Source organism: Sphingobacterium sp. BN32, from assembly GCF_030503615.1.
Classification (GTDB): domain Bacteria; phylum Bacteroidota; class Bacteroidia; order Sphingobacteriales; family Sphingobacteriaceae; genus Sphingobacterium.
This window is the reverse complement of sequence record NZ_CP129963.1, coordinates 2577094-2599388: the sequence shown is the minus strand read 5'-3', so window position 1 is coordinate 2599388 and position 22295 is coordinate 2577094. Positions and strand designations below refer to the sequence as shown.

At 40.3% G+C, this 22295-nt stretch carries 22 protein-coding genes and 1 tRNA gene; 13 read left to right on the top strand and 10 right to left on the bottom strand.

Annotated elements, in window-relative coordinates; genetic code table 11:
- Nucleotides 1-41: 41 nt before the first annotated feature.
- Nucleotides 42-521 (top strand): MarR family winged helix-turn-helix transcriptional regulator, encoded by a 480-nt coding sequence (locus tag QYC40_RS11010; protein ID WP_301990294.1) that lies wholly within the window; start codon nucleotides 42-44, stop codon nucleotides 519-521.
- Here QYC40_RS11010 and QYC40_RS11005 read toward each other — a convergent pair.
- Complete coding sequence (locus QYC40_RS11005) at nucleotides 518-1387, bottom strand: ZIP family metal transporter (RefSeq protein WP_367652271.1); 870 nt, start codon at nucleotides 1385-1387, stop codon at nucleotides 518-520. The two genes, QYC40_RS11010 and QYC40_RS11005, sit on opposite strands and share 4 nt — an antisense overlap.
- Nucleotides 1384-1986 carry a phosphatase PAP2 family protein gene (locus QYC40_RS11000; RefSeq protein WP_260043522.1) on the bottom strand — a complete coding sequence of 201 codons (603 nt, stop codon included), beginning with the start codon at nucleotides 1984-1986 and terminating at the stop codon, nucleotides 1384-1386. The genes QYC40_RS11005 and QYC40_RS11000 overlap by 4 nt, the downstream gene beginning before the upstream one ends.
- 188 nt (nucleotides 1987-2174) lie before the next feature.
- Between QYC40_RS11000 and glmM the strand changes: the two genes are divergently transcribed.
- From glmM to QYC40_RS10985, 3 genes are all read left to right on the top strand, one after another.
- Entirely contained in the window at nucleotides 2175-3557 is a 1383-nt protein-coding gene (gene glmM / locus QYC40_RS10995) for a phosphoglucosamine mutase (RefSeq protein WP_301990293.1), read from the top strand.
- A gap of 80 nt (nucleotides 3558-3637) precedes the next feature.
- Nucleotides 3638-4213, top strand: coding sequence for a hypothetical protein (locus tag QYC40_RS10990; protein ID WP_301990292.1), 576 nt, complete (start codon nucleotides 3638-3640; stop codon nucleotides 4211-4213).
- Nucleotides 4214-4306: 93 nt separating this feature from the next.
- Nucleotides 4307-5236, top strand: a complete 930-nt coding sequence (locus tag QYC40_RS10985; protein WP_301990291.1) for a hypothetical protein — start codon at nucleotides 4307-4309, stop codon at nucleotides 5234-5236.
- A gap of 362 nt (nucleotides 5237-5598) precedes the next feature.
- On the opposite strand, the gene QYC40_RS10980 is transcribed toward QYC40_RS10985, so the two are convergent.
- A complete protein-coding gene (locus QYC40_RS10980) occupies nucleotides 5599-6558 on the bottom strand; it encodes a hypothetical protein (RefSeq protein WP_301990290.1) in 960 nt (319 codons plus the stop codon).
- A gap of 102 nt (nucleotides 6559-6660) precedes the next feature.
- Here QYC40_RS10980 and rplU point away from each other — a divergent pair, with 102 nt between their 5' ends.
- The 4 genes from rplU to QYC40_RS10960 all read left to right on the top strand — a co-directional run bounded on the left by rplU (nucleotide 6661) and on the right by QYC40_RS10960 (nucleotide 8307).
- The gene (gene rplU, locus QYC40_RS10975; RefSeq protein ID WP_093098124.1) at nucleotides 6661-6972 is read left to right on the top strand and encodes a 50S ribosomal protein L21; all 312 of its coding nucleotides are present in this window, start codon (nucleotides 6661-6663) and stop codon (nucleotides 6970-6972) included.
- 43 nt (nucleotides 6973-7015) lie between these two features.
- Complete coding sequence (rpmA, locus tag QYC40_RS10970) at nucleotides 7016-7282, top strand: 50S ribosomal protein L27 (protein WP_149526707.1); 267 nt, start codon at nucleotides 7016-7018, stop codon at nucleotides 7280-7282.
- A 231-nt stretch (nucleotides 7283-7513) separates the two neighbouring features.
- Entirely contained in the window at nucleotides 7514-7792 is a 279-nt protein-coding gene (locus QYC40_RS10965; RefSeq protein WP_301990289.1) for a hypothetical protein, read from the top strand.
- Between the two features lie 11 nt (nucleotides 7793-7803).
- On the top strand, nucleotides 7804-8307 hold the full coding sequence (locus QYC40_RS10960) for a DUF2335 domain-containing protein (RefSeq protein ID WP_301990288.1): 504 nt from the start codon (nucleotides 7804-7806) through the stop codon (nucleotides 8305-8307).
- Nucleotides 8308-8493: 186 nt separating this feature from the next.
- On the opposite strand, the gene QYC40_RS10955 is transcribed toward QYC40_RS10960, so the two are convergent.
- The 3 genes from QYC40_RS10955 to QYC40_RS10945 all read right to left on the bottom strand — a co-directional run bounded on the left by QYC40_RS10955 (nucleotide 8494) and on the right by QYC40_RS10945 (nucleotide 10693).
- Nucleotides 8494-8567 (bottom strand) — tRNA-Ala (locus QYC40_RS10955).
- A 25-nt stretch (nucleotides 8568-8592) separates the two neighbouring features.
- Nucleotides 8593-8841 (bottom strand): hypothetical protein, encoded by a 249-nt coding sequence (locus QYC40_RS10950; protein WP_301993702.1) that lies wholly within the window; start codon nucleotides 8839-8841, stop codon nucleotides 8593-8595.
- A gap of 79 nt (nucleotides 8842-8920) precedes the next feature.
- Nucleotides 8921-10693: an ABC transporter ATP-binding protein gene (locus QYC40_RS10945; RefSeq protein ID WP_301990287.1), complete on the bottom strand. Its 1773-nt coding sequence runs from the start codon at nucleotides 10691-10693 to the stop codon at nucleotides 8921-8923.
- A 300-nt stretch (nucleotides 10694-10993) separates the two neighbouring features.
- On the opposite strand from QYC40_RS10945, the gene QYC40_RS10940 reads away from it, so the two are divergent.
- The 4 genes from QYC40_RS10940 to yajC are packed head-to-tail and all read left to right on the top strand — an operon-like array spanning nucleotide 10994 to nucleotide 13848.
- A complete protein-coding gene (locus tag QYC40_RS10940) occupies nucleotides 10994-12064 on the top strand; it encodes a Glu/Leu/Phe/Val dehydrogenase (RefSeq protein WP_260044949.1) in 1071 nt (356 codons plus the stop codon).
- A 45-nt stretch (nucleotides 12065-12109) separates the two neighbouring features.
- Nucleotides 12110-13060, top strand: coding sequence for a transcription antitermination factor NusB (gene nusB / locus QYC40_RS10935; protein WP_301990286.1), 951 nt, complete (start codon nucleotides 12110-12112; stop codon nucleotides 13058-13060).
- A 5-nt stretch (nucleotides 13061-13065) separates the two neighbouring features.
- Complete coding sequence (locus tag QYC40_RS10930; protein ID WP_301990285.1) at nucleotides 13066-13503, top strand: DUF1573 domain-containing protein; 438 nt, start codon at nucleotides 13066-13068, stop codon at nucleotides 13501-13503.
- 30 nt (nucleotides 13504-13533) lie between these two features.
- The gene (yajC, locus tag QYC40_RS10925; RefSeq protein WP_301990284.1) at nucleotides 13534-13848 is read left to right on the top strand and encodes a preprotein translocase subunit YajC; all 315 of its coding nucleotides are present in this window, start codon (nucleotides 13534-13536) and stop codon (nucleotides 13846-13848) included.
- Between the two features lie 57 nt (nucleotides 13849-13905).
- Here yajC and rlmF read toward each other — a convergent pair whose 3' ends face one another.
- Complete coding sequence (rlmF, locus tag QYC40_RS10920) at nucleotides 13906-14793, bottom strand: 23S rRNA (adenine(1618)-N(6))-methyltransferase RlmF (protein ID WP_301990283.1); 888 nt, start codon at nucleotides 14791-14793, stop codon at nucleotides 13906-13908.
- A 33-nt stretch (nucleotides 14794-14826) separates the two neighbouring features.
- On the opposite strand from rlmF, the gene QYC40_RS10915 reads away from it, so the two are divergent.
- Nucleotides 14827-16428, top strand: a complete 1602-nt coding sequence (locus tag QYC40_RS10915; RefSeq protein ID WP_301990282.1) for a Na+/H+ antiporter — start codon at nucleotides 14827-14829, stop codon at nucleotides 16426-16428.
- A 671-nt stretch (nucleotides 16429-17099) separates the two neighbouring features.
- On the opposite strand, the gene QYC40_RS18580 is transcribed toward QYC40_RS10915, so the two are convergent.
- From QYC40_RS18580 to purL, 3 genes are all read right to left on the bottom strand, one after another.
- Nucleotides 17100-17255: a PLDc N-terminal domain-containing protein gene (locus tag QYC40_RS18580; protein ID WP_367652326.1), complete on the bottom strand. Its 156-nt coding sequence runs from the start codon at nucleotides 17253-17255 to the stop codon at nucleotides 17100-17102.
- Nucleotides 17256-17366: 111 nt separating this feature from the next.
- A complete protein-coding gene (locus QYC40_RS10910) occupies nucleotides 17367-18248 on the bottom strand; it encodes an aminoglycoside 6-adenylyltransferase (protein ID WP_301990281.1) in 882 nt (293 codons plus the stop codon).
- Nucleotides 18249-18426: 178 nt separating this feature from the next.
- Complete coding sequence (purL, locus tag QYC40_RS10905; RefSeq protein ID WP_301990280.1) at nucleotides 18427-22101, bottom strand: phosphoribosylformylglycinamidine synthase; 3675 nt, start codon at nucleotides 22099-22101, stop codon at nucleotides 18427-18429.
- Nucleotides 22102-22295: the final 194 nt, after the last annotated feature.

Below are 22295 nucleotides of genomic sequence, written 5' to 3'. Positions count from 1 at the left end.
TCTTTTAATTTGTAAGCTAAGTCACACTAATGTATTAAAATATGCCAAAGATCGAGGAGCTAGTAAAGGTCAGAAAATTTGCTAGTGCTTGGCATCGTGCAACTATAAACATAATATACAGCAGCAACTGGCTGAATGTGGTATTAGAGAAGAGGGCCGGTGCGAAGCAGCTGACACTGCAACAGTTTAATGTGTTGCGGGTATTGAGGGGACAATACCCAAATCCGGTAACAAACAATTTACTTAAAGAACGCTTGCTAACGAAGACACCCGACATCAGTCGCCTGGTGGATCGTATTGTAAGCAAAGACCTGGTGACCCGAGAGAAAAACAGTGCCGATAAGCGCGCTGTCGACTTACTGATCACTCAAAAAGGACTCGATCTTCTCGCGGAAATCGAGAACAGCATGATGTTGGATGATTTATTGCCCAATAACATCAGCGAAGAAGAATGCTTACAATTAAGTGCGCTATTAGATAAGTTTAGAGGACCTCAAGGGGAAGAGACCTTCGAAGCTTAGTGCGCATGGTCGTGATCATGGTCATGTCCTTCATGTCCATGATCATGGCCTTCGTGATTATGTCCGTCGCCAGAATGATCATGGCCATCATGAGAATGGTCGTGTTGTTCCTGTGCTGGCCCATGATTATGATGATCATGATCATGTGGGAACAAGAAATTCGCCAATGATACCAATACACCTAACAGTACCGCTGCCATCTTCTTCTTATTGAAAGTGTGGTGATCTGCAGATCCTGATTCAAAGAGAATAGTCGTCGAAATGTGTAAGAAGATACCAATTACTACGGCCATCATCTTATCGAAATACTGCGCAACATTTCCAATGTCGCCTTGCGATACACCCTTACTGACAATAAAGCCTAGTGGCGTCATAGCAGCAAAAGCAGCAATGAAAAGTGTAATTGTCTGTCTTGACAGCTTGGTGTTTATCAATAAACTACCCAATGCGAAGGCCGCAGGGATGTGGTGGATTGCAATACCAAACACAAGCTCATTTCTATGTCCTGATGCTAATGGGAAACCTTCCAAGAATGCATGCAAACACAAACTGATTAGAATTCCGATTGGGAATTTATGTTCATGTTGATGAATATGTCCATGCTCTATACCTTGTGAGAAATGCTCTAAAACAAGCTGGAATAAGAATCCTCCTAATATGTATAATCCAATTATCTCTCCTGAAGTCTGTCCGCTATGATAAACTTCCGGGATTAAGTGAAGTACGGTAATCGCGAAGAGGTAGGCACCACTGAACGATAAGATAAGCTTTAAAAGTTGGGTGTTATCTTTTTTTACAAAGAATACCGCGATACCGGCCACAAGGGCGGAGAAAAATAAGATCGATACAATCAGGAAACTACTCATGCAGGTGTTGTTGCTGGAATATGGTTAGTGGGTTCGAAAAATTTCGGAAAAAAACGTTTAAAGAGATATCCCGTTCCCAAACCGATCAGCATGCCGAGTATTGCACCGCAGAGTATATCGAGCGGATAGTGCACACCTACATAGATTTGAGAAAACGCAATAGAAGCGGCCCATAAGATGCATAACCATAAGGTATGGCGCCATTTTCTTCGGAATAAAACAATCCAGAAGAATGCCATAGCGAAATGATTCGTCGCATGTGATGAGGTAAAACTATATCCTGATCCACAGCGTGCTCTCAAGTTGACTTCATTTTTAAAAACAACGTCGTTACATGGCCTAACTCTTTTTACTGTTTTCTTGATTAAATGCGAAGACGTGGCATCGGAAATCCCGAAGGTTGCTAACGTGCAAGCCACGATCAAAACGCCCACCTTCCCATAATGTTTAATGAAAAAGATAATCAGGAATAAGTATAGAGGAGACCAAGTATAAGGATTACGTAATATCGGCAATAACCAATCAAAGACCGGGTTGCTAAGGCCTTGATTGATGGCTAGGAAAAAGTCTTGATCGAACTGAATTATTTTATCTAACATATTAATGAAATAGATTTGTCTAAAAATTTTCAAACCAAATCTATAAAAAAAATGCAAGTAGCCTTTCGATTATTGCAAATGAAACATTGTTGCAACAAAGATAGGTAAATAATGGAAAAAAAGAATAATAATCGAATTAATTGTTTAAATCCTTTAAATTTACCGCCATTATATCAATTTGAACATCTATGGCATTAATAAAATCTATTTCTGGAATCCGCGGAACCATTGGAGGAAGACCTGGTGACAACCTAACCCCTGTAGACATTGTGAAATTCACTGCTGCATACGGAAAGATTGTTACGGAGGCTGCTGAAAATAAAACAATCGTTGTTGGACGCGATGCTCGTGTATCGGGCGAAATGCTGTCTAACTTAGTTATCGGAACGTTGCAAAGCATGGGCATCGATGTTATCGACCTAGGCCTTTCGACAACACCAACCGTAGAGATTGCTGTTCCTAAATTGCAGGCAGCTGGAGGAATTATCTTGACAGCATCGCATAATCCAGGACAATGGAATGCCTTAAAATTATTGAATAGCAAAGGAGAGTTTATCGATGATGCGAAGGGGAAGGAAGTTCTTGAATTAGGAGAAAGCCTTGACTTTGATTTCGCTCAGGTAGAGGATCTGGGCAAGGTTACGAAGGATGACACATTCTTGCAAAAACATATTGACGATGTGCTAGCGTTAGAATTTGTCGATGTGGATGCTATTAAGAAAGCAAACTTTAAAGTTGCTGTAGACGCGGTAAATAGTACAGGCGGAGTTTTTATTCCTGAGCTTCTGAAAGCTTTAGGGGTAGAGACTGTTTATAAGATACACTGCGAGCCAAATGGCCTATTCCCTCATAATCCGGAACCTCTGAAAGAACATTTGACCGATCTTTCTAAAGCAGTACTCGACAATAAAGCTGACTTAGGTATTGCCGTAGATCCGGATGTTGATCGTTTAGTATTCATGATGGAAGACGGGGAATTATTTGGCGAAGAATACACTTTAGTGGCAGTTTCTGATTTCATCTTAACCCATAAAAAAGGCAATACGGTGTCAAATCTTTCCTCAACGCGCGCATTACGTGATGTAACTTTAAAACACGGCGGTGAGTATTTTGCTGCTGCGGTAGGCGAGGTCAATGTGGTTACGAAAATGAAGGAAGTCGATGCGGTGATGGGTGGAGAAGGTAATGGTGGAGTGATCTATCCGGCTTCTCACTACGGTCGCGATGCATTGGTGGGTGTCGCTTTATTCTTAACACATTTAGCAAAGCTAGGCAAAAAGGCGTCTGAATATCGTGCTGAACTTCCTCAATACTTCATGTCAAAGAATAAGATTACCCTAACGCCAGGTTTAGATATCGATAATCTATTAGCGAAAATGCAAGAAAAATACGCGCATGAGCAACACTCGACGATCGATGGCTTGAAAATAGACTTTGAGAATGAATGGGTCCACTTACGTAAATCCAATACGGAGCCTATTATTCGTATATATTCGGAAGGACATACGCCTGAAGCGGCCGAAGCGATTGCTCAGAAAATCATGAACGAAATTCAAGAAATCGTAGGCTAAGTAGTAGCCTAGGCTTTCTGTTATACAAATCCCCCAAAACAGCTATTTTTTCTGTTGGGGGATTTTTCTTTTTTTACGGCATGAAATTCAAGATCATCTTCATCCTATGCGCACTGTGCACACTCAGTTCTTCCGCAATAGCACAACAATCCGTTAGCATCAAAGCTAGACAGGACTACAAATTAGTCGCCTCGCTCAATCATAGCTTGACGCTCAGTAGGTCGCCTTTTAAATTATTGTTCCATGTCAAAGGCTTAGAATCGTTTTGTATCGCTTTTACTAGCGACAGGGAGATCTATCGCTCTGCAATAGGCGAAGCGGATATGGAAGTGATGTGGTTCGAGAATACCGGCATGGCAGAAGGACTTTTTAATGAGGATAAAACAATCCTATTGTCCGATGAGGCGCCGAGTTATTGGTTCTACAGCTCGCTACAAGAACATCGCTTCGATAAACATCCACAGGGAACAACGAAGGAATGGACAGCAGAACGCTCTGTCGAAAATATCTTCGATGTAGATCAAGATGAAACCCACTCGGTACAGCAGATTCAACGACCGATTTATTATGTTGTTTATGTGCCGCAATACGACGAGGATTACAACGTCATCGACAAAAAGATCTATACCTATGGTGAGATTCTGTGGAAGCCATAATGCTGTTAAGTTTTCGTAAAGTTTTTATCACTTACACGAAAAACAGGTAAAAATACGTTCATGTAAAGAACATCAACGTATTTAAAGCATCAAATGACGAATAAGATTTCCTCGCTATTAAGCATTACTTTATTATCTATTTCCTTGTATTCGCTGGGTTCTTGCGTGAAAGACGATTTCGACGCGAATCATCAGCTTGTTGACCCCAGTTTGTCGGAACAGAAAATCAATACCGGCTTCACCAAGCAAGATGTGCCGATCAAAGCTGACAATTGGTCAATTAGTTATGTAAAGGATGGAATAACAGGCGAGCCCTTAAAAAATAAAGCCGGGGAGCCCTTTAAACTATCGAAAGCCGGCGTGATGGAGCTGGAAAGTGGCTGGTTAAAAATGGAGAAGAGTGCAGATAATAAACTGATCGTTTCCCTTTTAGAAAATTTTAGCGACCATCCCCGGAAATTTATCGTAGGATTAGTATCTGATAATAAATTAGACGCGATCACTTATATCCAATCGCGAGGGGAAAGCTATGAAATCGTAAAAAAAGATATACAGGAAGTTGAAGGCAGTAGAAAAGTCTACCGCAGCACCGAAGGCTGTAGTACAATGACGATTACAAATGATACCGGCTTGGAAAAGAGCTTTGATATTACAGCAATCTTTGCCGGTGTAAAATATAGTTCTGAATTTACGAGTGAAGATTATGGCGCCTTCGATTGGATCGCTGCGTCAGACTCCCTGATTACGATGGATCAACTTCTTGTTGACGGATCAGTTCGCTGGAATGGTAAGGTCCTGTACAAAAAAGGAACGACGCTAGAAGATTTTGTGAAGGAAAGCAGTAAGGAGGAAATTAAAGTAGCTCCGAATACCACAGTGCAAGTCAGCGGAGAGATGGAATACTTGGAAAGAACGTGCGAATATACCTTTACCATAAAGAATGCTTCATCCGGTCATCAGTTTCCAGTTAGAGGAACCTGGAAACAAAAGGTCCCCTTAAGTCCACATACTAGAATAAATTAAAAAAATAAAGCTGCCCTTCGATGCAATGCCCCAAAAAGTTAGACACTTTCTGGGGGTACTCTATCGAAAGGTGGCTTTTTTTATGTGCGAATATCCGCGATCGAAGGCCATCAGGATCTTTTAACCCTGATGATTTTTTTAATGGAAACATGAAAGTTTTGCAGCCGACAGCCTCGCTGACTAATAGCTAGCATCAATAAGCTTGGGTCGGGACTAGGACGTCTTAGTCCCAATGTAAACCCAATTCAAACCCAATACAAACCCAATGCATACCCAAATCAAAACCGTTCTGAAAGGGCTATGATTTGGGTGTGTATGGTTTGATGAAAGATTGTTATTGCATGAAGAATCGTCGTTGTATCCTAGCCCTTTTCGGCGCGTCGTTTCTCAACCGCTAGAATATTGCGTTGTATGTCTTTCATAATCCATTTTGCCCAGATTCCTGCATAGAAGTTGAAAGTGGTATTCAAGGTGAAGTGGCTGTACAAATGAAGTCTGTATTTGTTGTGGCCGAGCTGCTCTAGCTCGTAAGTTCCGTTCAGGACATCGAAGAAATTTCCCCCCACGACAACGTGTTCATCGAGCGTGGTCGATGGAATCTCATGAGGGTTAGCCTTTATTGTGAAGCTCATGCTTTTTTGATGATCGTAATGCGTCACTGTTTCGTGAAACACGAGGCCGTTCGTAAAAATGGCTTTTCTATAAGCACCGACACCCTCGTAGTTTAATTCTGCTTCTACGGGACGGGGAAAACCAAGCATGCGGTTTAACCAGCCGCTATCTTCCGCCTCGCTAATTTTGGAAACGCGGGTTACCAATCCCCATATTTTGTCGGCGGGTGCTTCAATGTCTATGTAATTATAGGCTTTGAATTGCTCTTTGCTTCGTCCCATCCAGGCTTCTAAGGGGGCAGCAAATAAAGGCAAAAGAACTAGGACGCTTACCATGATGGTATCGTGTTTTTTCTGAAAACTTTTTCCCAGCAATCCTCCAATTGATGCGAATACCATAAAAATAGGGAAGACCATCATCCAACAAGCCCATCCTTCTAGCTCCACAAAAAGCGTAACGATTGCAAATACGGTTAATGGGATCCACGGGAACAGTATGGTGAAAGCATTGTTTCTTGTTCGCTCGATTGGAGCGAAATAAACTGCTAAAGCCCCCATGACGAAAGGAACAACGAATAAGAAGCTGATTGACATTAACGCGAATAGCGAGGATAAATTGGAGATATTAAATAGGAATCTCATGAGCATTGCATATGCTACGGGCATGACAATGGCGTGGAAGTATTGGTTTTTGATGATTTTGCTAAACATAGTTATGTGCTATGGATTAAAGATATCGAAAATAAGTTTGTTTGAATAAGAAATATATTCTATCTTTGCCACTCATTAAATAATAACAATTAATTCATAACAATGTACGCAATAGTAAATATAGCAGGACAGCAATTTAAAGTTGCTAAAGACCAATACCTTTTTGTACACCGTTTACAAGGAGACGAAGGCGCTAGTATTGAATTTGACAATGTATTGTTAGCAGAGGACGGTGGTAAATTTACTGTTGGTACGCCAAGTATCTCAGGTGCTAAAGTTTCAGCTACGATTTTGTCTCATTTAAAAGGTGAAAAAGTAATCGTTTTCAAGAAAAAACGTCGTAAAGGCTACAAGAAGAAAAACGGTCACCGTCAACAATTCACTAAAATCCAGATCACTGGTATCAGTTTATAATTGAATTTTTAATCTGACGTAAGTCATAAATTAGAATAAAGAAATGGCACACAAAAAAGGTGCGGGTAGTTCCAAGAACGGCCGTGAGTCACATAGTAAGAGATTAGGTATCAAGATTTTTGGTGGTCAACAAGCAATCGCTGGAAACATCATCGTTCGCCAACGTGGTACTCAACATAACCCAGATTCTAACGTAGGTATCGGTAAAGACCATACATTATACGCTTTAATCGACGGTACAGTAGTTTTCCGCAAAAAAGCTAACAACAAATCTTATGTTTCTGTATTACCTACAGAAGAAAACAACTAAGATATCTTAGGATCAAAAAAAGAGGCTAGCACGATGTGTTAGCCTTTTTTTTTTGGATTGGAGATGATACTGTTGTGCAGAATAATAACTTAGATATAATTTTTACATATTAGGAATAATTTGTAACTTTAAGTGTATTTTAGAGGTGAAAGGAATATCGGTTTATTATTTTAGGTTAACTTATCTTATTGAATATCAATTTTACACAATCATATACACCAATCTCATTTTATGAGAAAATTAAAAGTCGAAAGGATTATTATGAATGCATTTAGAAGAAAAATTGTAAAAGTAAAAAGATCGTCTATCGTTTTCCCTACAAATTCGTTTTGGTCGGGTCTTGGAAGTGTGTTTAATGTGGCCGGCAAATACTTTGATTACCATACCTCCAATTCGGAGATGCAGTCAGATAAAAAGGCTTTACTTAGAGATTGGGAGATGGTCGGGAATGATATCAAAAATGCTGAAACGTATATCAAACGAGAGAATAAAGAATTATACGTTTTTTAGTGTAATTCAAGATGACACACATTAATTCCAAAAAGGGAATGGATTTAGGTCAGCAATCTGAACCTGCTGTAGAGGATGTGATCCCGATTGAAGTAGAAAGGGGCTTAAATGAGATCAATCCTAACCTATTGAAAAGCCTCTCTAAGGTTCAAAGGCGGGAGGTTTTAACAACGATTTCGCTAATGCAATTGAGGACTCATTCAGGCCCACTTCCGCAGCCAGAAACTTTTGAGGGTTATGAAAGAATACTCCCTGGTTGTGCTGAAAGAATACTAGTAATGGCGGAAAAGCAACAAAATCATCGTATGGGATTAGAGAAGATGCATTTGGGTGAGCAATTATTTCAAAGTAAGTTGGGTCAGATTTTTGGACTTCTTATAGCAGCAATATGTATTGGTACTGGCGCCTTTCTAGTAATGAATAGCTATGAAGTGGCCGGGTCAATATTGTTTGGTACAACTTTACTAGGATTGGTTACCGTGTTTGTAATTGGTAAACGAAGTCAGCATGCTTAAAATAAGCAAAATATTGAGCTAGCATTTTTCTTAACTTGATGATACTTTTTGCTGTTTTTTATAAAACATTTTTTAGCGTCTAGCAATTTCAACAGGGTTAAAAGAAGGTGAGACAATACTCTAAATCTTGTAGCTAATATCTGAAAATGACAAAAGAGGGCAAGTTTACCCTCTTTTGTCATCTTGTGGAGAATACCGGACTCGAACCGGTGGCCTCTTGCCTGCCAGGCAAGCGCTCTAGCCAGCTGAGCTAATCCCCCTTTTGGCTTTCAGCAAAGATATAAATTAGTTTTGCTTTTTGTCGATTAACGGTAAAATATATCGGTAGGTGTCGCTGAACGATGCATCTTTCATAAATTCACTGAATGCTGCATAGCTTTCAGCAGGATATTCGCCCTCTTTAATCTGCATTTTTCTATAGCATACCAGCTTGCCATCTTTCATTTTCATAGACATTTCGTAGTAGCCCATAGGGATTTCCTTTTTGATATCTGCGGGCTTAATTCTGCTATCCAAATTGGCTGGAAGTTCGATTTCTATCTCATCGATATCGGTGTAACCTCTGGTAATTTTAACCGGATTAATTCGCCTTGCTAGTTTTTCTTAAATTAATTTATGATTCTAATAATTGTTTTTCGTAAAGTGAGCTGTACTCTCCTTCTAAAGCGAGTAATTCTTGATGGGTGCCACGTTCGATGATACGCCCCTGATCGAGTACTAAGATCTGATCCGCATTCTTGATGGTTGAAATCCGGTGTGCAATGATGATCGATGTCTTCCCTTCCATAATGCGGCCAAGATTGTGGAGAATCTCTTCTTCGGTCTTCGTATCAACGGCAGATAAGCAGTCGTCAAAGATGAGGATATTTGGATCTTTCACTAAGGCACGTGCGATAGAGACACGCTGTTTTTGCCCGCCGGAAAGGGTAATACCTCGTTCGCCAATATGAGTTTCAAAGCCTTCTTCAAAGCCCTTAATATTGTCATAAACGGCTGCATCCTTAGCAGCCTGCTCAATGCGAGGCATATCCACTTGGTCTAATCCAAAGGCAATATTGCGAGCAATGGTATCTGAAAACAGAAATACCTGCTGCGGGACAAAACCGATTTGCTCCCGTACGGCATGGGTTTTAAAGTTTTTGATGTTTTTATCATCATATAGAATTGCTCCGGAATCGACATCATACATACGCAGCAGTAAATTCGCTATAGTGGATTTACCCGACCCGGTCTTGCCTATGATTGCCATCGTTTTGCCGACCGGAATATGAAAACTGATGTTGTCTATCGCTTTAATACCTGTATCCGGATATGTAAAAGATATATTATCCACACGAATATCGCCCGCTATTTTCGCTTCGCTGCTGCCTTCTTCAATCTCTGATCTCGTTTTTAAGAACTCGTTGATACGCTTCTGCGAAGCTGCGGCTCGCTGAACGAGCGATGTGACCCAAGCTAAAGACATCGCAGGAAAGGTGAGCTGATTTACATAGATAATGAATTCGGCAATATTTCCGGCGGTAATATTTCCGTCGTTTACCTCCAAGCCACCAATATATACCGTGATAATTGTGCTGAATCCTACTAAAAAGATAATCAATGGGAAAAAGATCGCCTGAACTTTTACCAAATTTAAGTTGATGTCTTTATAACGATCGCTTTCGACCTTAAAAGAATTCATCTTATCTTTTTCGCGTGTATAAGTTTTGATTACGCGAATTCCCGAGAATGTTTCTTGAACAAAAGAGGAAAGATGCGATAATTGACGCTGTATCCGCTCGCTGCGTCTGTTGATAACCTTATTTACAAACAGGATCAATACCGAGATAATGGGGATAGGAAGGAGGGAATAGGTCGCCAACTTAGCATTTACATTATACATGGCATAGATAATCATGATCGACAACACCACCGTATTGATCGCATACATAATCGCGGGGCCTAAATAATTTCTCACTTGATTAACATCTTCCGTCGCACGGTTCATCAAATCACCGGTATTGTTGCGACGATAGAAAGCAAAGTCAAGCTCCTGGTAATGCTGGTAGATCTCGTTCTTTAAGTCGTATTCGATATGGCGCGATGTTAGAATCAAAGTTTGGCGCATCATGAAGAGGAATATTCCTCTCAACAGGGCAAGCACGAGCACTACAATACCAAAGAATAACAGACTATTTCCGAATATTTGATAGATTAATCCTTGTCGCTCGAATCCATCATATAAGCGATAGAGGTCGATATTCTCTTTCACCAAGTCAAAAGCTTCACGGATAACCTGTGCTGGTAAAATACCAAAGTAATTCGATATGATGACGAAGATGACACCAGGGATAATTTGCCAGCGATATTTATAGAAAAACTTATTGAGGTAGGCGAGTTCTTTCATGCAAGAACAAAAGTAAGGGATAATTTTAATATTAGTAGGATGAAGGCAAACGATAGTGTTAAATAGATGTCAATATAGCTGCTGTTGAAAAAATAGAGACAGTAGCAAATTCATTTTATTTGTTGCGTTTATTTAGCAGGATGATAACGCAACGCGACAAACCTTTTAGAATTTGAAGTAAATTGGAATGCAAGCTATATAAAATTTCAAATCTATCGTCGGTAACCTAATTATTTGCTTGTGGATACGATTCCATGCAAAAATATTGCTACTTTTGTAGCTGTAAAATTATGTTCAATTATGCAAAGGGATAATTCCTCACTTTTCGACTTGATGCGTATATCTGACCATCAAAACCTATTTTTCTGTAACGACAAAGAGGTCGGATTAAAAGCAATCGTAGCTATCCATGATACTACATTAGGGCCGGCGATCGGCGGAGTTCGTATGTTACCATACGCAACAGAGGCTGAGGCTATTGAGGATGCATTGCGTCTGTCAAAAGCTATTACCTATAAATCCTCATTGGCAGGATTAAATTTGGGTGGTGGTAGTGCAATCATTATCGGGAATAATAGAACGGAAAAATCAGAAGTATTGATGCGTCGCTTCGGACGTTTCATCAATGGTTTGAATGGTAATTTTATTGCTTCTATCGATGTGGGTACTACGCAAAAAGATCTGGAGCACATCCACGCAGAAACAAACTACGTAGCAGGTTTGCCTACTTCATTGAATGGCGCTGGCGACACCACAGTTTTTGCTGCAAAAGGAGTTTATTATGGAATTAAAGCTGCTATTAAGGAGCTTTATGGAGATGATAACCTGGCGGGCAGAAAAATCGCTGTGCAGGGTGTAGGAAGTGTTGGGGAGCATTTGGTATCCTTATTACGTGCTGAGAATGCGCGTGTATATGTTTCTGACATGACAGAAGAACGTAAGATGAAGATTGCTGCGAAATATAAAGCGGAGCCTATCACTTACTCTACAAGTTTTGAACTAGATGCTGACGTGTATGCGCCATGTGCATTAGGTGGAACAGTTAACCCAGACACGGTTCCCCGTATGCGTTGTAAAATCATCGCTGGTTCAGCAAACAATCAGTTGTTAGACGAAGAGGTAACAACACAATTATTAAAAGATAACAATATTCTTTATACGCCAGACTTTTTGATCAACTCAGGAGCTTTAATTAGCTGCTTCTCGGAGTTGGAAGGCTATGGTGCAGATCGTACAGATTACTTGATCCGCCATATCTATACCGCGACAAGACACGTGATCCAAAAGGCTAACGAAGAAAATATTTCTACACATCAAGCGGCAAAAGAGCTTGCGGAAAAGCGTATTTCCGACATGAAGAAATTAAGATAATAGTATAATATCGTTCTTTATTAAACATTCGTTCTTTATAAAATTATGCTAAATAGAAGACACCTTCGGGTTAAGGTTATGCAAGTATTGTATGCCTACAGTTTATCGGAAGATAAAAACCTTCCTGATTTTGAGAAAAGTCTACTGAAAAATGTAGAGGAAGTTGATGAGATGTACATATGGACACTGAATCTATTGGATGAGGTGGCCGAATATGTATTGATAGATGTGGAAGGTATTGCCAATAAATGGATTCCTTCGGTGAAAGATCAGACGTTTTCTTCAACAAAATTAAACAGCAATACCTTTATTGAATCTTTGCGTCAAAACCGCGAATATTTAGAGAAGGTAAAACGTTATAAAGTTGATTGGAGCTATGACCCTGAAATTGTTCGTTCTATCTTTGCCCAGCTTAAAGAGTCTGAGGCTTACTTAGAATACCTAGAACAAGAAGATCGCTCTATTTCAACAGAAAAAGATATCATCAAATATATCTTTAAGAAATTAATTCTTAAGTCGACCGATGTAGAACAAGCTTTCGAAGCACGTTTTATCAACTGGCCAGTGGACCGCGAGGTATTGCAGGCCATGATAGCCAAAACATTCAAAAACTTTAGCAGCGAAGTTCCTGCAAAAAACCAACTTGCTGACTTAACGCCTAGTTGGATCGAGGATAAAGATTTTATCCTAGACCTCTTAAAGCAGACGATTAAATATGCAAAGGAATATCAGGACCTTATCTCGGAAAAGACTAAAAATTGGGAAGCTGATCGTATCGCATTAATCGACAACTTGTTGATGCGCATGGCTATTACAGAATTAATTCATTTCCCAACCATCCCGGTAAAAGTAACAATAAACGAGTATATCGAACTTTCTAAGGCATTTAGTACCTTAAAAAGTAGTACCTTTATCAATGGTATCTTAGACAAGATTTTATCCGACCTTACTACTCAACGTCGTATTAAGAAAGAGGGTAGAGGTCTAATCGCATAATTACTATGAAAAAGTTAAGTCTCGTATTGTTTGCAAGCGCTTTAATGTTTACAGCTTGCAACAACAACAGTAAAGAAAATACAAACGTAAGCCAAGATTCTACAGCAATAGCTGGTACCCAAGAGGGAGCCGGAAAGATGGAATTTGAAGAAGATGCATTCAACTTCGGAACCATCAAAGAAGGCGAAGTTGTGGAGCATGTTTTCAAATTTAAGAATACAGGTGATTTCCCAGTTGTATTAGCGCAAGTTTCGGCGAGCTGCGGTTGTACCACGCCGACTTACACTTCTACGCCTGTAAAACCAGGAGAGTTTGGAGAAATCTCGGTGAAGTTCGATAGCAACGGCCAAATAGGACAACAACAGAAAATTATTACGATTGCTTCTAATGCAGAAAAGCCCGTAACAACGGTGCAGCTTAAAGGCGAAGTGGTAGTGAACTAAAAGCAAACAAATAAATTATAATAAAACAAGATGATTTCAACTATTTTATTACAAGCAGCAAGTGGTGGTGGATTGATGCAATTCCTTCCAATTTTATTGATGGTAGTGGTATTCTATTTTTTCATGATTAGACCACAAATGAAAAAGCAAAAAGACCATAAAAAATATATCGAAGAATTAAATGTTAACTCTAAAGTGGTAACTACAGCAGGTATCCACGGTAGAATCGTTGAAGTAGGTGATACGACGTTCTTAGTAGATGTAGGTAATGGTGTAAAGATCCGTTTTGATAAAACTGCCATTGCATTAGATGCTTCCAAAGCTGCAAATGCGAAAACTGCTTAAGCAGTACATATTAAGTTATAAAGAAAAGGGCTATCTGCATATTAGATAGCCCTTTTCTTATTTCTTATCACTTAGTTTCCATGCAAGGATCCTATTGATCTTATTGCCCTGCGACATATTGATCACTTGTATGTCTTTCACTTTATGGTATTCAAGAATAGCACGCAGTGGTTTTATATTCGCCTTGTTGGATACCAAGGTTGTACAATATCCGATCTGATCTTTATAGGTAAAGCTGTCGTAGATTAGCTGAGTAATAAATTTCTTCTCTCCGCCATCTGTCCAAAGCTCGGTCGAGAGGCCTTGGTAGTTTGAGTTCGCATCCTGCGAGATTCGAAGGTTCCTATTCTTTCTCGATACCTGTGCTTCGTGATCCTCTTGTGATTTGAAAAAAGGTGGATTGCACATAATCGCATCATAATATTCCTTCGGAAGAATGATATCCTTCAGTATATTTTTCGGATTGCTCTGCTGTCTTAAACGGATGGACTTCGCTAATTCGGGATTGTCTTTGAGGATCGCATTGCCATTCGTAAGGGAAGGGACATGTGTTTCAGAACCCGTAAATAGCCAGCCATATTCCTTAACCCCTAAAATAGGATAGATGATGCTTGAGCCGGTACCTATATCCAAAATATGAACGCCTCTACCTGTTTTGCCGCCCAGCAGATCCGCTAGATAATGAATATAGTTCAGACGGCCAGGAACCGTAGGTACTAAACTTTTCGGCAATACACGCCATCCTTTGATACCGTAGGTAGTTTTCAATAGCGCCTTATTAAGATGGAATACGGCCTCTGGCTGCGTGAAATCTATCGACAGGTGGTCATGGTCCACCTGAATAACATACTTGCGCAAATCGGGCGTATTCTTAGCCAGTTGTTCAATATTGTAAGCTTTATTGAACTTATTTCTGGGATGTAAATTTTTTGAGATATTTTCCATTAATTTTATGCACACAAAGATACCTATTAATAAATGATTGAATCTAATATTTTGTTGGTCATGGTCTTATTTTTCTTCATGGCCATGTTGTTCGTGATTAGTCAACGCTTTAGTATTTCTTATCCTATCCTGTTGGTAATTGGTGGATTGGCGATATCTTTGATTCCCGGAATGCCGGAAGTTAGCATCAATCCTGATATTGTTTTTCTTATTTTTCTGCCACCCTTACTCTTTGAGGCGGCCTGGTACACCTCATGGCATAGCTTCTGGAAGTACAAACGATCAATTATGATCATGGGCTTTGGGTTAGTATTTGTTACATCGCTAGCCGTTGCTTATCTGTCGGTGCAGATTATTCCGGGTTTTACGCTAGCCTTAGGTTTTCTCTTGGGCGGGATTATTTCACCGCCGGATGCTGTTGCTGCCACCTCTGTTCTCAAAGGTGTCAATATGCCGAAACGTGGCATTACGCTGTTGGAGGGGGAAAGCTTGGTCAATGATGCAGCCTCATTAACCGTATTTCGATTAGCTTTAGCGGTCATCATTACCGGAAGTTTCGAGCCTCAAGAAGCCATCGTCAATTTCTTTACCCTAGCCGTTATGGGGATATTTGTTGGCCTGGTAATCGGACATATTCTATATTTTTTCCTGCGCTATGTTGCTAAATCCTCAAGTATTACAACACCTATCACACTGATCGCACCATATATCATGTACATCGTCGCGGAACATTTCGAATGGTCCGGTGTACTCGCTGTTGTAGCAGGTGGTCTGTTTTTATCTTTTCGCTCGAAGGATTATATGGATTATCATACGCGCATCCAAACGCGTGAGGTATGGGATACGGTAGGATTTCTGTTGAACGGATTCGTATTTATACTCATTGGTCTGGAGCTTCCGATAATTATTGCCGGTATTGAAGATGTCTCGATGGAATGGGCAATAAAAATGGCCTTATGCATTACTGCGATCATCATCGTAATTCGAATCGTATTTATCTATGGCGCTGCCTTTATCCCGAGAATGATTTTCAAAAGCGTACGAAAGAATGAGTCTTCACCCGGATGGAAACTTCCGTTGGTCATTGGCTGGGCCGGTATGAGGGGCGTCGTGTCGCTTGCCTCCGCACTAGCCATTCCGCTGACGTTGAGCGACGGAACGGCATTTCCGCATCGCAACCTCATCCTGTTTATTACCTTCGTCGTGATTTTGATTACACTGGTCGTTCAGGGCCTTTCCCTGCCATGGCTTATCAAAGGGATAAAACTTGAGGGCAATTCGGAAGAAATTCCTGAGGAGGTACAGATCGAGGCGATCCGCTATCGCTTGGCCCGAGAGGGGATGAAGCTTGTCGAAGAGAAATATGCCGATGAATTGCGAGAGAGTTTTACGGTAAAGGCGATTTATACACAGATGAAGAGGCGATTAGATACCTCGGCATCCAGTATCGATCAAGAATCTAAGATCCGCATAGCCAATGAGAAAGACCTTTATAAAAGAGTAACACAAGACGTCATCGATCAACGCAGGAAGACCTTATACGCCATGCACACAGAGAAAAAATATGATGATGCCCTTCTCAGAGAATTGGAACATAATCTTGATTTAGAGGAATCTAGATTAAACCGGAAGTAATATATGCCCGTACAGGTATCTTCAAGGTAACTGGAAACCTTTAGTAACCGATAGTGTAGGATTCAAATAAAGATTGTAACTTAATGAATAATTAATAATAATCGTTTTTAGGGAGTTTATTTTATAAGATCCCACCTTCATGAGATATAGTTTCCACACTGTATATTAATATAAACGACGTTTTTAAAATGGTAATGAGAATAGCTATCCTCGAAAGAGGGTAGCTGTTTTTTTTAGTACTTAATACTTAGTATTTAGTAGTTAGTATTTAGTAGTTAGACCTATAGTTGGATATTGGAGTGTATTGTCTTGAACCAGGAAAGGAAGGATTTAAGGATGAGCAGGATATCACGCATAGGTCTAATTACTAAGTACTAAGTACTAACTACTATTTTGAAAGGAAGGATTTAAGGATGAGCAGGATATCACGCATAGGTCTAATTACTAAGTACTAAGTACTAACTACTATTTTGAAAGGAAGGATTTAAGGATGAGCAGGATATCACGCATAGGTCTAATTACTAAGTGCTAATTACTAACTACTATTTTGAAAAGAAGGATTTAAGGATGGTCAGGATCAAGCAGAAAGGAAAAAAGACTTTGATCGGGTCTAAAATCTCATGTCTAATATCTAACATCTAATGACCCGGCATAGGTCTAACTACTAACTACTAACTACTAACTACTAACTTGATTCGTTTCTGAAATAGAAAATAAAATAGACTTCCGAAAAAAGGAAGAAGTACAACGATCAAAGCAAGAAGAATTGAGTTGAACAGATTCAGTTGTTTGTTTCTGGCAATTTGAATCAAAGCCACGATGGTCATAAGCAAGGCACAGATTACAAAACATTGCCATAGGAATAAAGGAGATGAGAATTGATTTAAAATAGCGGTCATAATCTAAGGATCTTACTAGGTTAAAGATAGGAATTTAATTTATCTTTCAAATCTTTGGTATTGCTTTTCTAAGAATTGCAGGGTCTTGTCGGGTAAAGTATGGTCCAGAACGATTTCAAGGTTATTTGCAACTTCAGCTGCAAACAGCTTAAACACCTTCAACATGGCGAACGAAGCCTTCCAATTATCTTTCATATCGGCACCTGCAAATGTGGCTTTCACGAGCATCCATTCTTCCTTGGATAGATATTGCTCAAACAAGCGCCCATGCTTACTGCTGCTGACTTCCCAATTGTTTTTGGAACCAATATACCACTCAATCATTGGCTCCAGATATTCAATACGAATGATATGTTCAAACATGAACTTATAATAGAACAAATCGCCACGATTTAGGCATTTCGGTAGATAGCTCACGTCCCACCAGAAATCACTATAGACTTTGTTGAATTGGGCTGCGCTGGGCTTATGGATGATCGAAACTTGATAGGAGGGCGGCGCAAGATCTTTCGTAAGATTGTCTTTGTCGATTAATACACGGTAGCCAATATCCCAGTCCTCAGGAAGTTTGCTCTTCCTGGTTTCGGCGATAAATTTTTCCTTTTGATATAACTTAAAGTCTATTTTATCTGCATCTACGAATTGCACCATTTTCATTGCATGTACATTATTGAAATAGCTTTCATCCTCCTCATAAATGTTCAAGGGCTCGCCAAACTGATAAATCCATTCGGTACTTTTTTTATAGGGCGTTAGATCGTCGAATACCAACTCAATATCCAAGTCGCTATACGCATCGACGGGAGCCAAGGGATTAACAAGCGAACTCGTCAATAGGGCAGCTCGAATATCAGGATTGCTAGCAATCCAATATTCGACGGCTTTAAGTTTCTCATCTCGGCTAGACATTTCTTTATCCATGAGAGACAATTTAACGAAAAAAACTGATTTGCTACCGGAGATATATCTTTCATGCTTTCCATTGTAACAGCAGGATGGATGAAAGTTCTAGACGATGTTTGAAAACAGACACTTGGAGAAAAAAACAAGGGGCTCTCTTTTCAGAAAGCCCCTTGTTTCATATTGCGTTATTTCCAACTTATTTGTTTTGATTTTCAATCCATTGGCGAGCATTAACAAATGCTTCTAACCAAGGAGTTACTTCGTCCTGACGTCCTTCCGGGTAGTTAGCCCAGTTCCATTGGAAAGTCGAACGTTCGATGTGTGGCATAGTCACTAAGTGGCGACCTGTTTTATCACACATCATGGCAGTGTTGAAGTCAGAACCATTAGGGTTATGCGGATACTGATCATAAGCATACTTCGCTACGATGTTATATTGATCTTCTGATTGTGGAAGATTGAATTTTCCTTCACCATGTGAAATCCATACCCCTAAAGTACTTCCTGCTAATGTTGACAACATAATCGAATTGTTCTCTTGTACTTTCACCGATACAAAGTTCGATTCGTGCTTTTGCGAGTCGTTGTGTAGCATCTTGCCATGAACCTCATGTTCTGGGTTGATCAATTCCAACTCCATAAACAATTGGCAACCATTACAGATACCAACAGATAAGGTATCTGGGCGAGCAAAGAACTTATCCAATGCTGTTTTCGCTTTCTCATTGTATAAGAATGCGCCTGCCCATCCTTTTGCCGAACCCAATACGTCTGAGTTGGAGAAACCTCCAACAGCTCCAATAAATTGGATGTCTTCTAAAGTCTCGCGTCCGCTGATTAAGTCAGTCATATGCACGTCTTTCACGTCAAAGCCTGCTAAATACATCGCATTTGCCATCTCACGCTCTGAGTTAGAACCCTTCTCGCGAATAATAGCTGCCTTCGGGCGTGCCTTGCTTCCATCAATCGCAGGTTTCTTACCATCAAAATGCGATGGGAAAGTAAATTGCAACGGTTGGTTTTTATAGTTGTCGAAACGCGCTTGCGCTGTTCCGTTCTTCGACTGTTTCTGATCTAAAAGGAAAGAAGTTTTGAACCAAGTATCGCGGGTCTCCGCAACATCGAATGCGAAAGTATCTGCATTGTTTTTGATGTTTATAGAAGTACCTTCAATAGCTTGTCCGATCTTCACTGCATCAATCTGCGCCTCTGCCATAGCTTTTTCAAATACGGCATCGTCTTTTGCTTGAAGAACGATCGCAATATTTTCGTTGAAAAAAGCTTTCACGCTGTCTTGCTCGTTCAATCCGCTTAGGTCGTAGTTTGCAGCAAGATTAACATCTGCAAAACACATCTCTAACAGAGTGGTAATTAAACCTCCAGAACCGATATCATGACCTGCAGCAATTTGATCTCCTTGAATAAGGTCTTGAATGGTATTGAATGCGTTTTTGAAGAAGTTGGCATCTTTTACAGTTGGTACTTCCGAACCGATCTTATTATTGATCTGTGCAAAAGAAGAACCTCCTAATTTGAAGCTATCCTTCGAAAGGTTGATATAATAGATAGAACCTGCTTTTTTGTTCAAGGTAGGTTCAACTACTTTATTAATGTTTGTACAGTTACCTGCTGCAGAAATAATCACGGTTCCTGGCGCAATAACATTTTCTCCATTCGGATACTTCTGCTTCATCGATAAGGAGTCCTTACCTGTTGGGATATTGATGCCTAACGCGATTGCAAAGTCAGAACAACCTTTTACCGCTTGGTACAAACGAGCGTCTTCGCCTTCGTTATTACATGCCCACATCCAGTTAGCCGATAAGGAGATACCGCTTAATCCGTTTTTAATCGGAGCGAAAACAATGTTAGATAATGCTTCTGCAATGGCGTTTCTCGAACCTGCTACCGGATCAACTAATGCCGTTAATGGCGAATGTCCTACCGTAGTAGCAATACCCTCAGTCGACTTATAATCCAGCGCCATCACGCCTACATTGTTCAACGGTAGTTGCAATGGACCAGTACATTGTTGCTTCGCAACACGTCCGCCCACACAACGGTCAACTTTATTGGTTAACCAGTCTTTTGCAGCTACGGCCTCCAATTGCAACACTTGATTTAAATATGCAGGAATTTGATCTGCCGAATAAGATAGGTCAGCATACTTGCGCTCAACTTTCTTGTCGTTCATGATGGTCTTTGGAGATGATCCAAAGAAATCTTCTAACGCGTAGTCCATTGGTTTCACACCGGTAGTCGCTGACTCGAAGGTAAAGCGATGATCGTTTGTCACATCACCTACAGCATACATAGGAGCGCGTTCGCGATCAGCAACATCTTTTAACTTCTGAATATCTTCCTGAGCGATAACCAATCCCATACGTTCCTGAGATTCATTACCAATAATTTCTTTTGCTGATAAAGTTGGGTCGCCTACTGGAAGTTTATCAAGATCGATTAAACCACCCGTATCTTCTACTAATTCAGATAAACAGTTTAAGTGTCCACCAGCACCGTGGTCATGGATGGATACAATCGGGTTATGATCGGACTCCACAAATGCACGGATAGCATTCGCAGCACGCTTCTGCATCTCAGGGTTTGAACGTTGAATTGCATTCAACTCGATACCTGATCCGAAAGCGCCAGTATCTGCTGAAGACACCGCTGCACCGCCCATACCGATGCGGTAGTTTTCACCACCTAGGATAACGATCTTGTCGCCAGCCTCTGGTTGATGTTTTTTCGCTTGGTCTAATTTACCATAGCCAATACCACCAGCTTGCATGATCACCTTATCGTATCCTAATTTACGGCCCTCTTCCTCATGTTCGAAAGTCAATACAGAACCTGTAATCAATGGCTGTCCGAATTTGTTTCCGAAGTCCGAAGCACCGTTTGATGCTTTGATCAAGATGTCCATAGGTGTTTGGTAAAGCCATTTACGCTCTTCCATCCCGTTTTCCCATGGGCGATCTGCCAATAAACGAGAATAAGCCGTCATGTAGATTGCTGTACCTGCTAAAGGCAATGCACCTTGACCACCAGCTAAACGGTCGCGGATTTCACCGCCAGAACCTGTCGCTGCGCCCGAGAAAGGCTCAACAGTGGTTGGGAAGTTGTGTGTTTCTGCTTTTACCGAGATAACGGAGTCAAACTCTTTCTCCTCGTAGAAGTCAGGTTTATCACCTGATTTAGGTGCAAACTGTGTAACTCGTGGCCCTTTGACGAAAGCCACGTTGTCTTTATAGGCAGAAACAATATCGTTAGGATTTGTCTCTGATGTCTTTTTGATCAATTTGAATAGGGAAGTAGGTTGCTCTTCGCCATCGATAATGAATGTGCCATTGAAGATCTTGTGGCGGCAATGCTCAGAGTTTGCTTGTGAAAAAGCAAACACTTCCGAATCAGTTAACTTGCGACCGATCTTATCGGAAAGATTGTTTAGATAATCTACTTCTTCCGGGCTTAATGCTAAGCCTTCAGATTTGTTGTAAGCTGCTATATCATCGATATCCAAGATAGGTTCTGGTGTGATATTGATGGTAAACATATCTTGTGTCAATGCGCTATACTTTTGAGAGATCATAGGATCGAACTCATGGAATTCCGCATCAACTGCTTGAAACTCTTCGATACGAATAATACCTTCAATGCCCATGTTTTGAGTAATCTCTACAGCGTTTGTACTCCATGGAGTAACCATAGCCGCGCGAGGCCCTACATAGTAGTCATTTAAAGTTTGATCGTCTAGTTTGTTAGCATTTCCAAAAAGCCAGTTTAGTTTAGCGATATCCTCGGTAGAAAGGTCTTTCTGGGTTTGAACAGCATATACTGTGTTCGATTGGTTCACGAAGAAATGAATCATTATGAAAGTGAATTTTGAACGTCCTTCAATTAAAGCACAAAGTTACATATTATTTTATCAATATGATGCTGAGGGTAGGGAACTTTTTGCCTATCAAAGTGCTTTTTTTACGGTAATCGGACGATAGTCCAACGATGTGATTTTTAGATTCAAAATAGTACATTTGTAAAATGGCGATGAGGCGAATCAGTAAA

What these genes read in the sequence shown, in the direction of transcription:
- rlmF (WP_301990283.1), bottom strand. Translation starts at nt 14,793, where the DNA reads ATGGAAAATATCTCAAAAAATTTACATCCCAGAAATAAGTTCAATAAA.
- QYC40_RS10960 (WP_301990288.1), top strand. Translation starts at nt 7,804, where the DNA reads ATGACACACATTAATTCCAAAAAGGGAATGGATTTAGGTCAGCAATCT.
- purL (WP_301990280.1), bottom strand. Translation starts at nt 22,101, where the DNA reads ATGATTCATTTCTTCGTGAACCAATCGAACACAGTATATGCTGTTCAA.
- QYC40_RS11005 (WP_367652271.1), bottom strand. Translation starts at nt 1,387, where the DNA reads ATGAGTAGTTTCCTGATTGTATCGATCTTATTTTTCTCCGCCCTTGTG.
- QYC40_RS10930 (WP_301990285.1), top strand. Translation starts at nt 13,066, where the DNA reads ATGAAAAAGTTAAGTCTCGTATTGTTTGCAAGCGCTTTAATGTTTACA.
- QYC40_RS10985 (WP_301990291.1), top strand. Translation starts at nt 4,307, where the DNA reads ATGACGAATAAGATTTCCTCGCTATTAAGCATTACTTTATTATCTATT.
- QYC40_RS10915 (WP_301990282.1), top strand. Translation starts at nt 14,827, where the DNA reads ATGATTGAATCTAATATTTTGTTGGTCATGGTCTTATTTTTCTTCATG.
- QYC40_RS11000 (WP_260043522.1), bottom strand. Translation starts at nt 1,986, where the DNA reads ATGTTAGATAAAATAATTCAGTTCGATCAAGACTTTTTCCTAGCCATC.
- QYC40_RS10980 (WP_301990290.1), bottom strand. Translation starts at nt 6,558, where the DNA reads ATGTTTAGCAAAATCATCAAAAACCAATACTTCCACGCCATTGTCATG.
- rplU (WP_093098124.1), top strand. Translation starts at nt 6,661, where the DNA reads ATGTACGCAATAGTAAATATAGCAGGACAGCAATTTAAAGTTGCTAAA.
- yajC (WP_301990284.1), top strand. Translation starts at nt 13,534, where the DNA reads ATGATTTCAACTATTTTATTACAAGCAGCAAGTGGTGGTGGATTGATG.
- QYC40_RS11010 (WP_301990294.1), top strand. Translation starts at nt 42, where the DNA reads ATGCCAAAGATCGAGGAGCTAGTAAAGGTCAGAAAATTTGCTAGTGCT.
- QYC40_RS10965 (WP_301990289.1), top strand. Translation starts at nt 7,514, where the DNA reads ATGAGAAAATTAAAAGTCGAAAGGATTATTATGAATGCATTTAGAAGA.
- QYC40_RS10940 (WP_260044949.1), top strand. Translation starts at nt 10,994, where the DNA reads ATGCAAAGGGATAATTCCTCACTTTTCGACTTGATGCGTATATCTGAC.
- QYC40_RS10910 (WP_301990281.1), bottom strand. Translation starts at nt 18,248, where the DNA reads ATGGATAAAGAAATGTCTAGCCGAGATGAGAAACTTAAAGCCGTCGAA.
- rpmA (WP_149526707.1), top strand. Translation starts at nt 7,016, where the DNA reads ATGGCACACAAAAAAGGTGCGGGTAGTTCCAAGAACGGCCGTGAGTCA.
- QYC40_RS10945 (WP_301990287.1), bottom strand. Translation starts at nt 10,693, where the DNA reads ATGAAAGAACTCGCCTACCTCAATAAGTTTTTCTATAAATATCGCTGG.
- QYC40_RS18580 (WP_367652326.1), bottom strand. Translation starts at nt 17,255, where the DNA reads ATGACCATCGTGGCTTTGATTCAAATTGCCAGAAACAAACAACTGAAT.
- glmM (WP_301990293.1), top strand. Translation starts at nt 2,175, where the DNA reads ATGGCATTAATAAAATCTATTTCTGGAATCCGCGGAACCATTGGAGGA.
- QYC40_RS10990 (WP_301990292.1), top strand. Translation starts at nt 3,638, where the DNA reads ATGAAATTCAAGATCATCTTCATCCTATGCGCACTGTGCACACTCAGT.
- nusB (WP_301990286.1), top strand. Translation starts at nt 12,110, where the DNA reads ATGCTAAATAGAAGACACCTTCGGGTTAAGGTTATGCAAGTATTGTAT.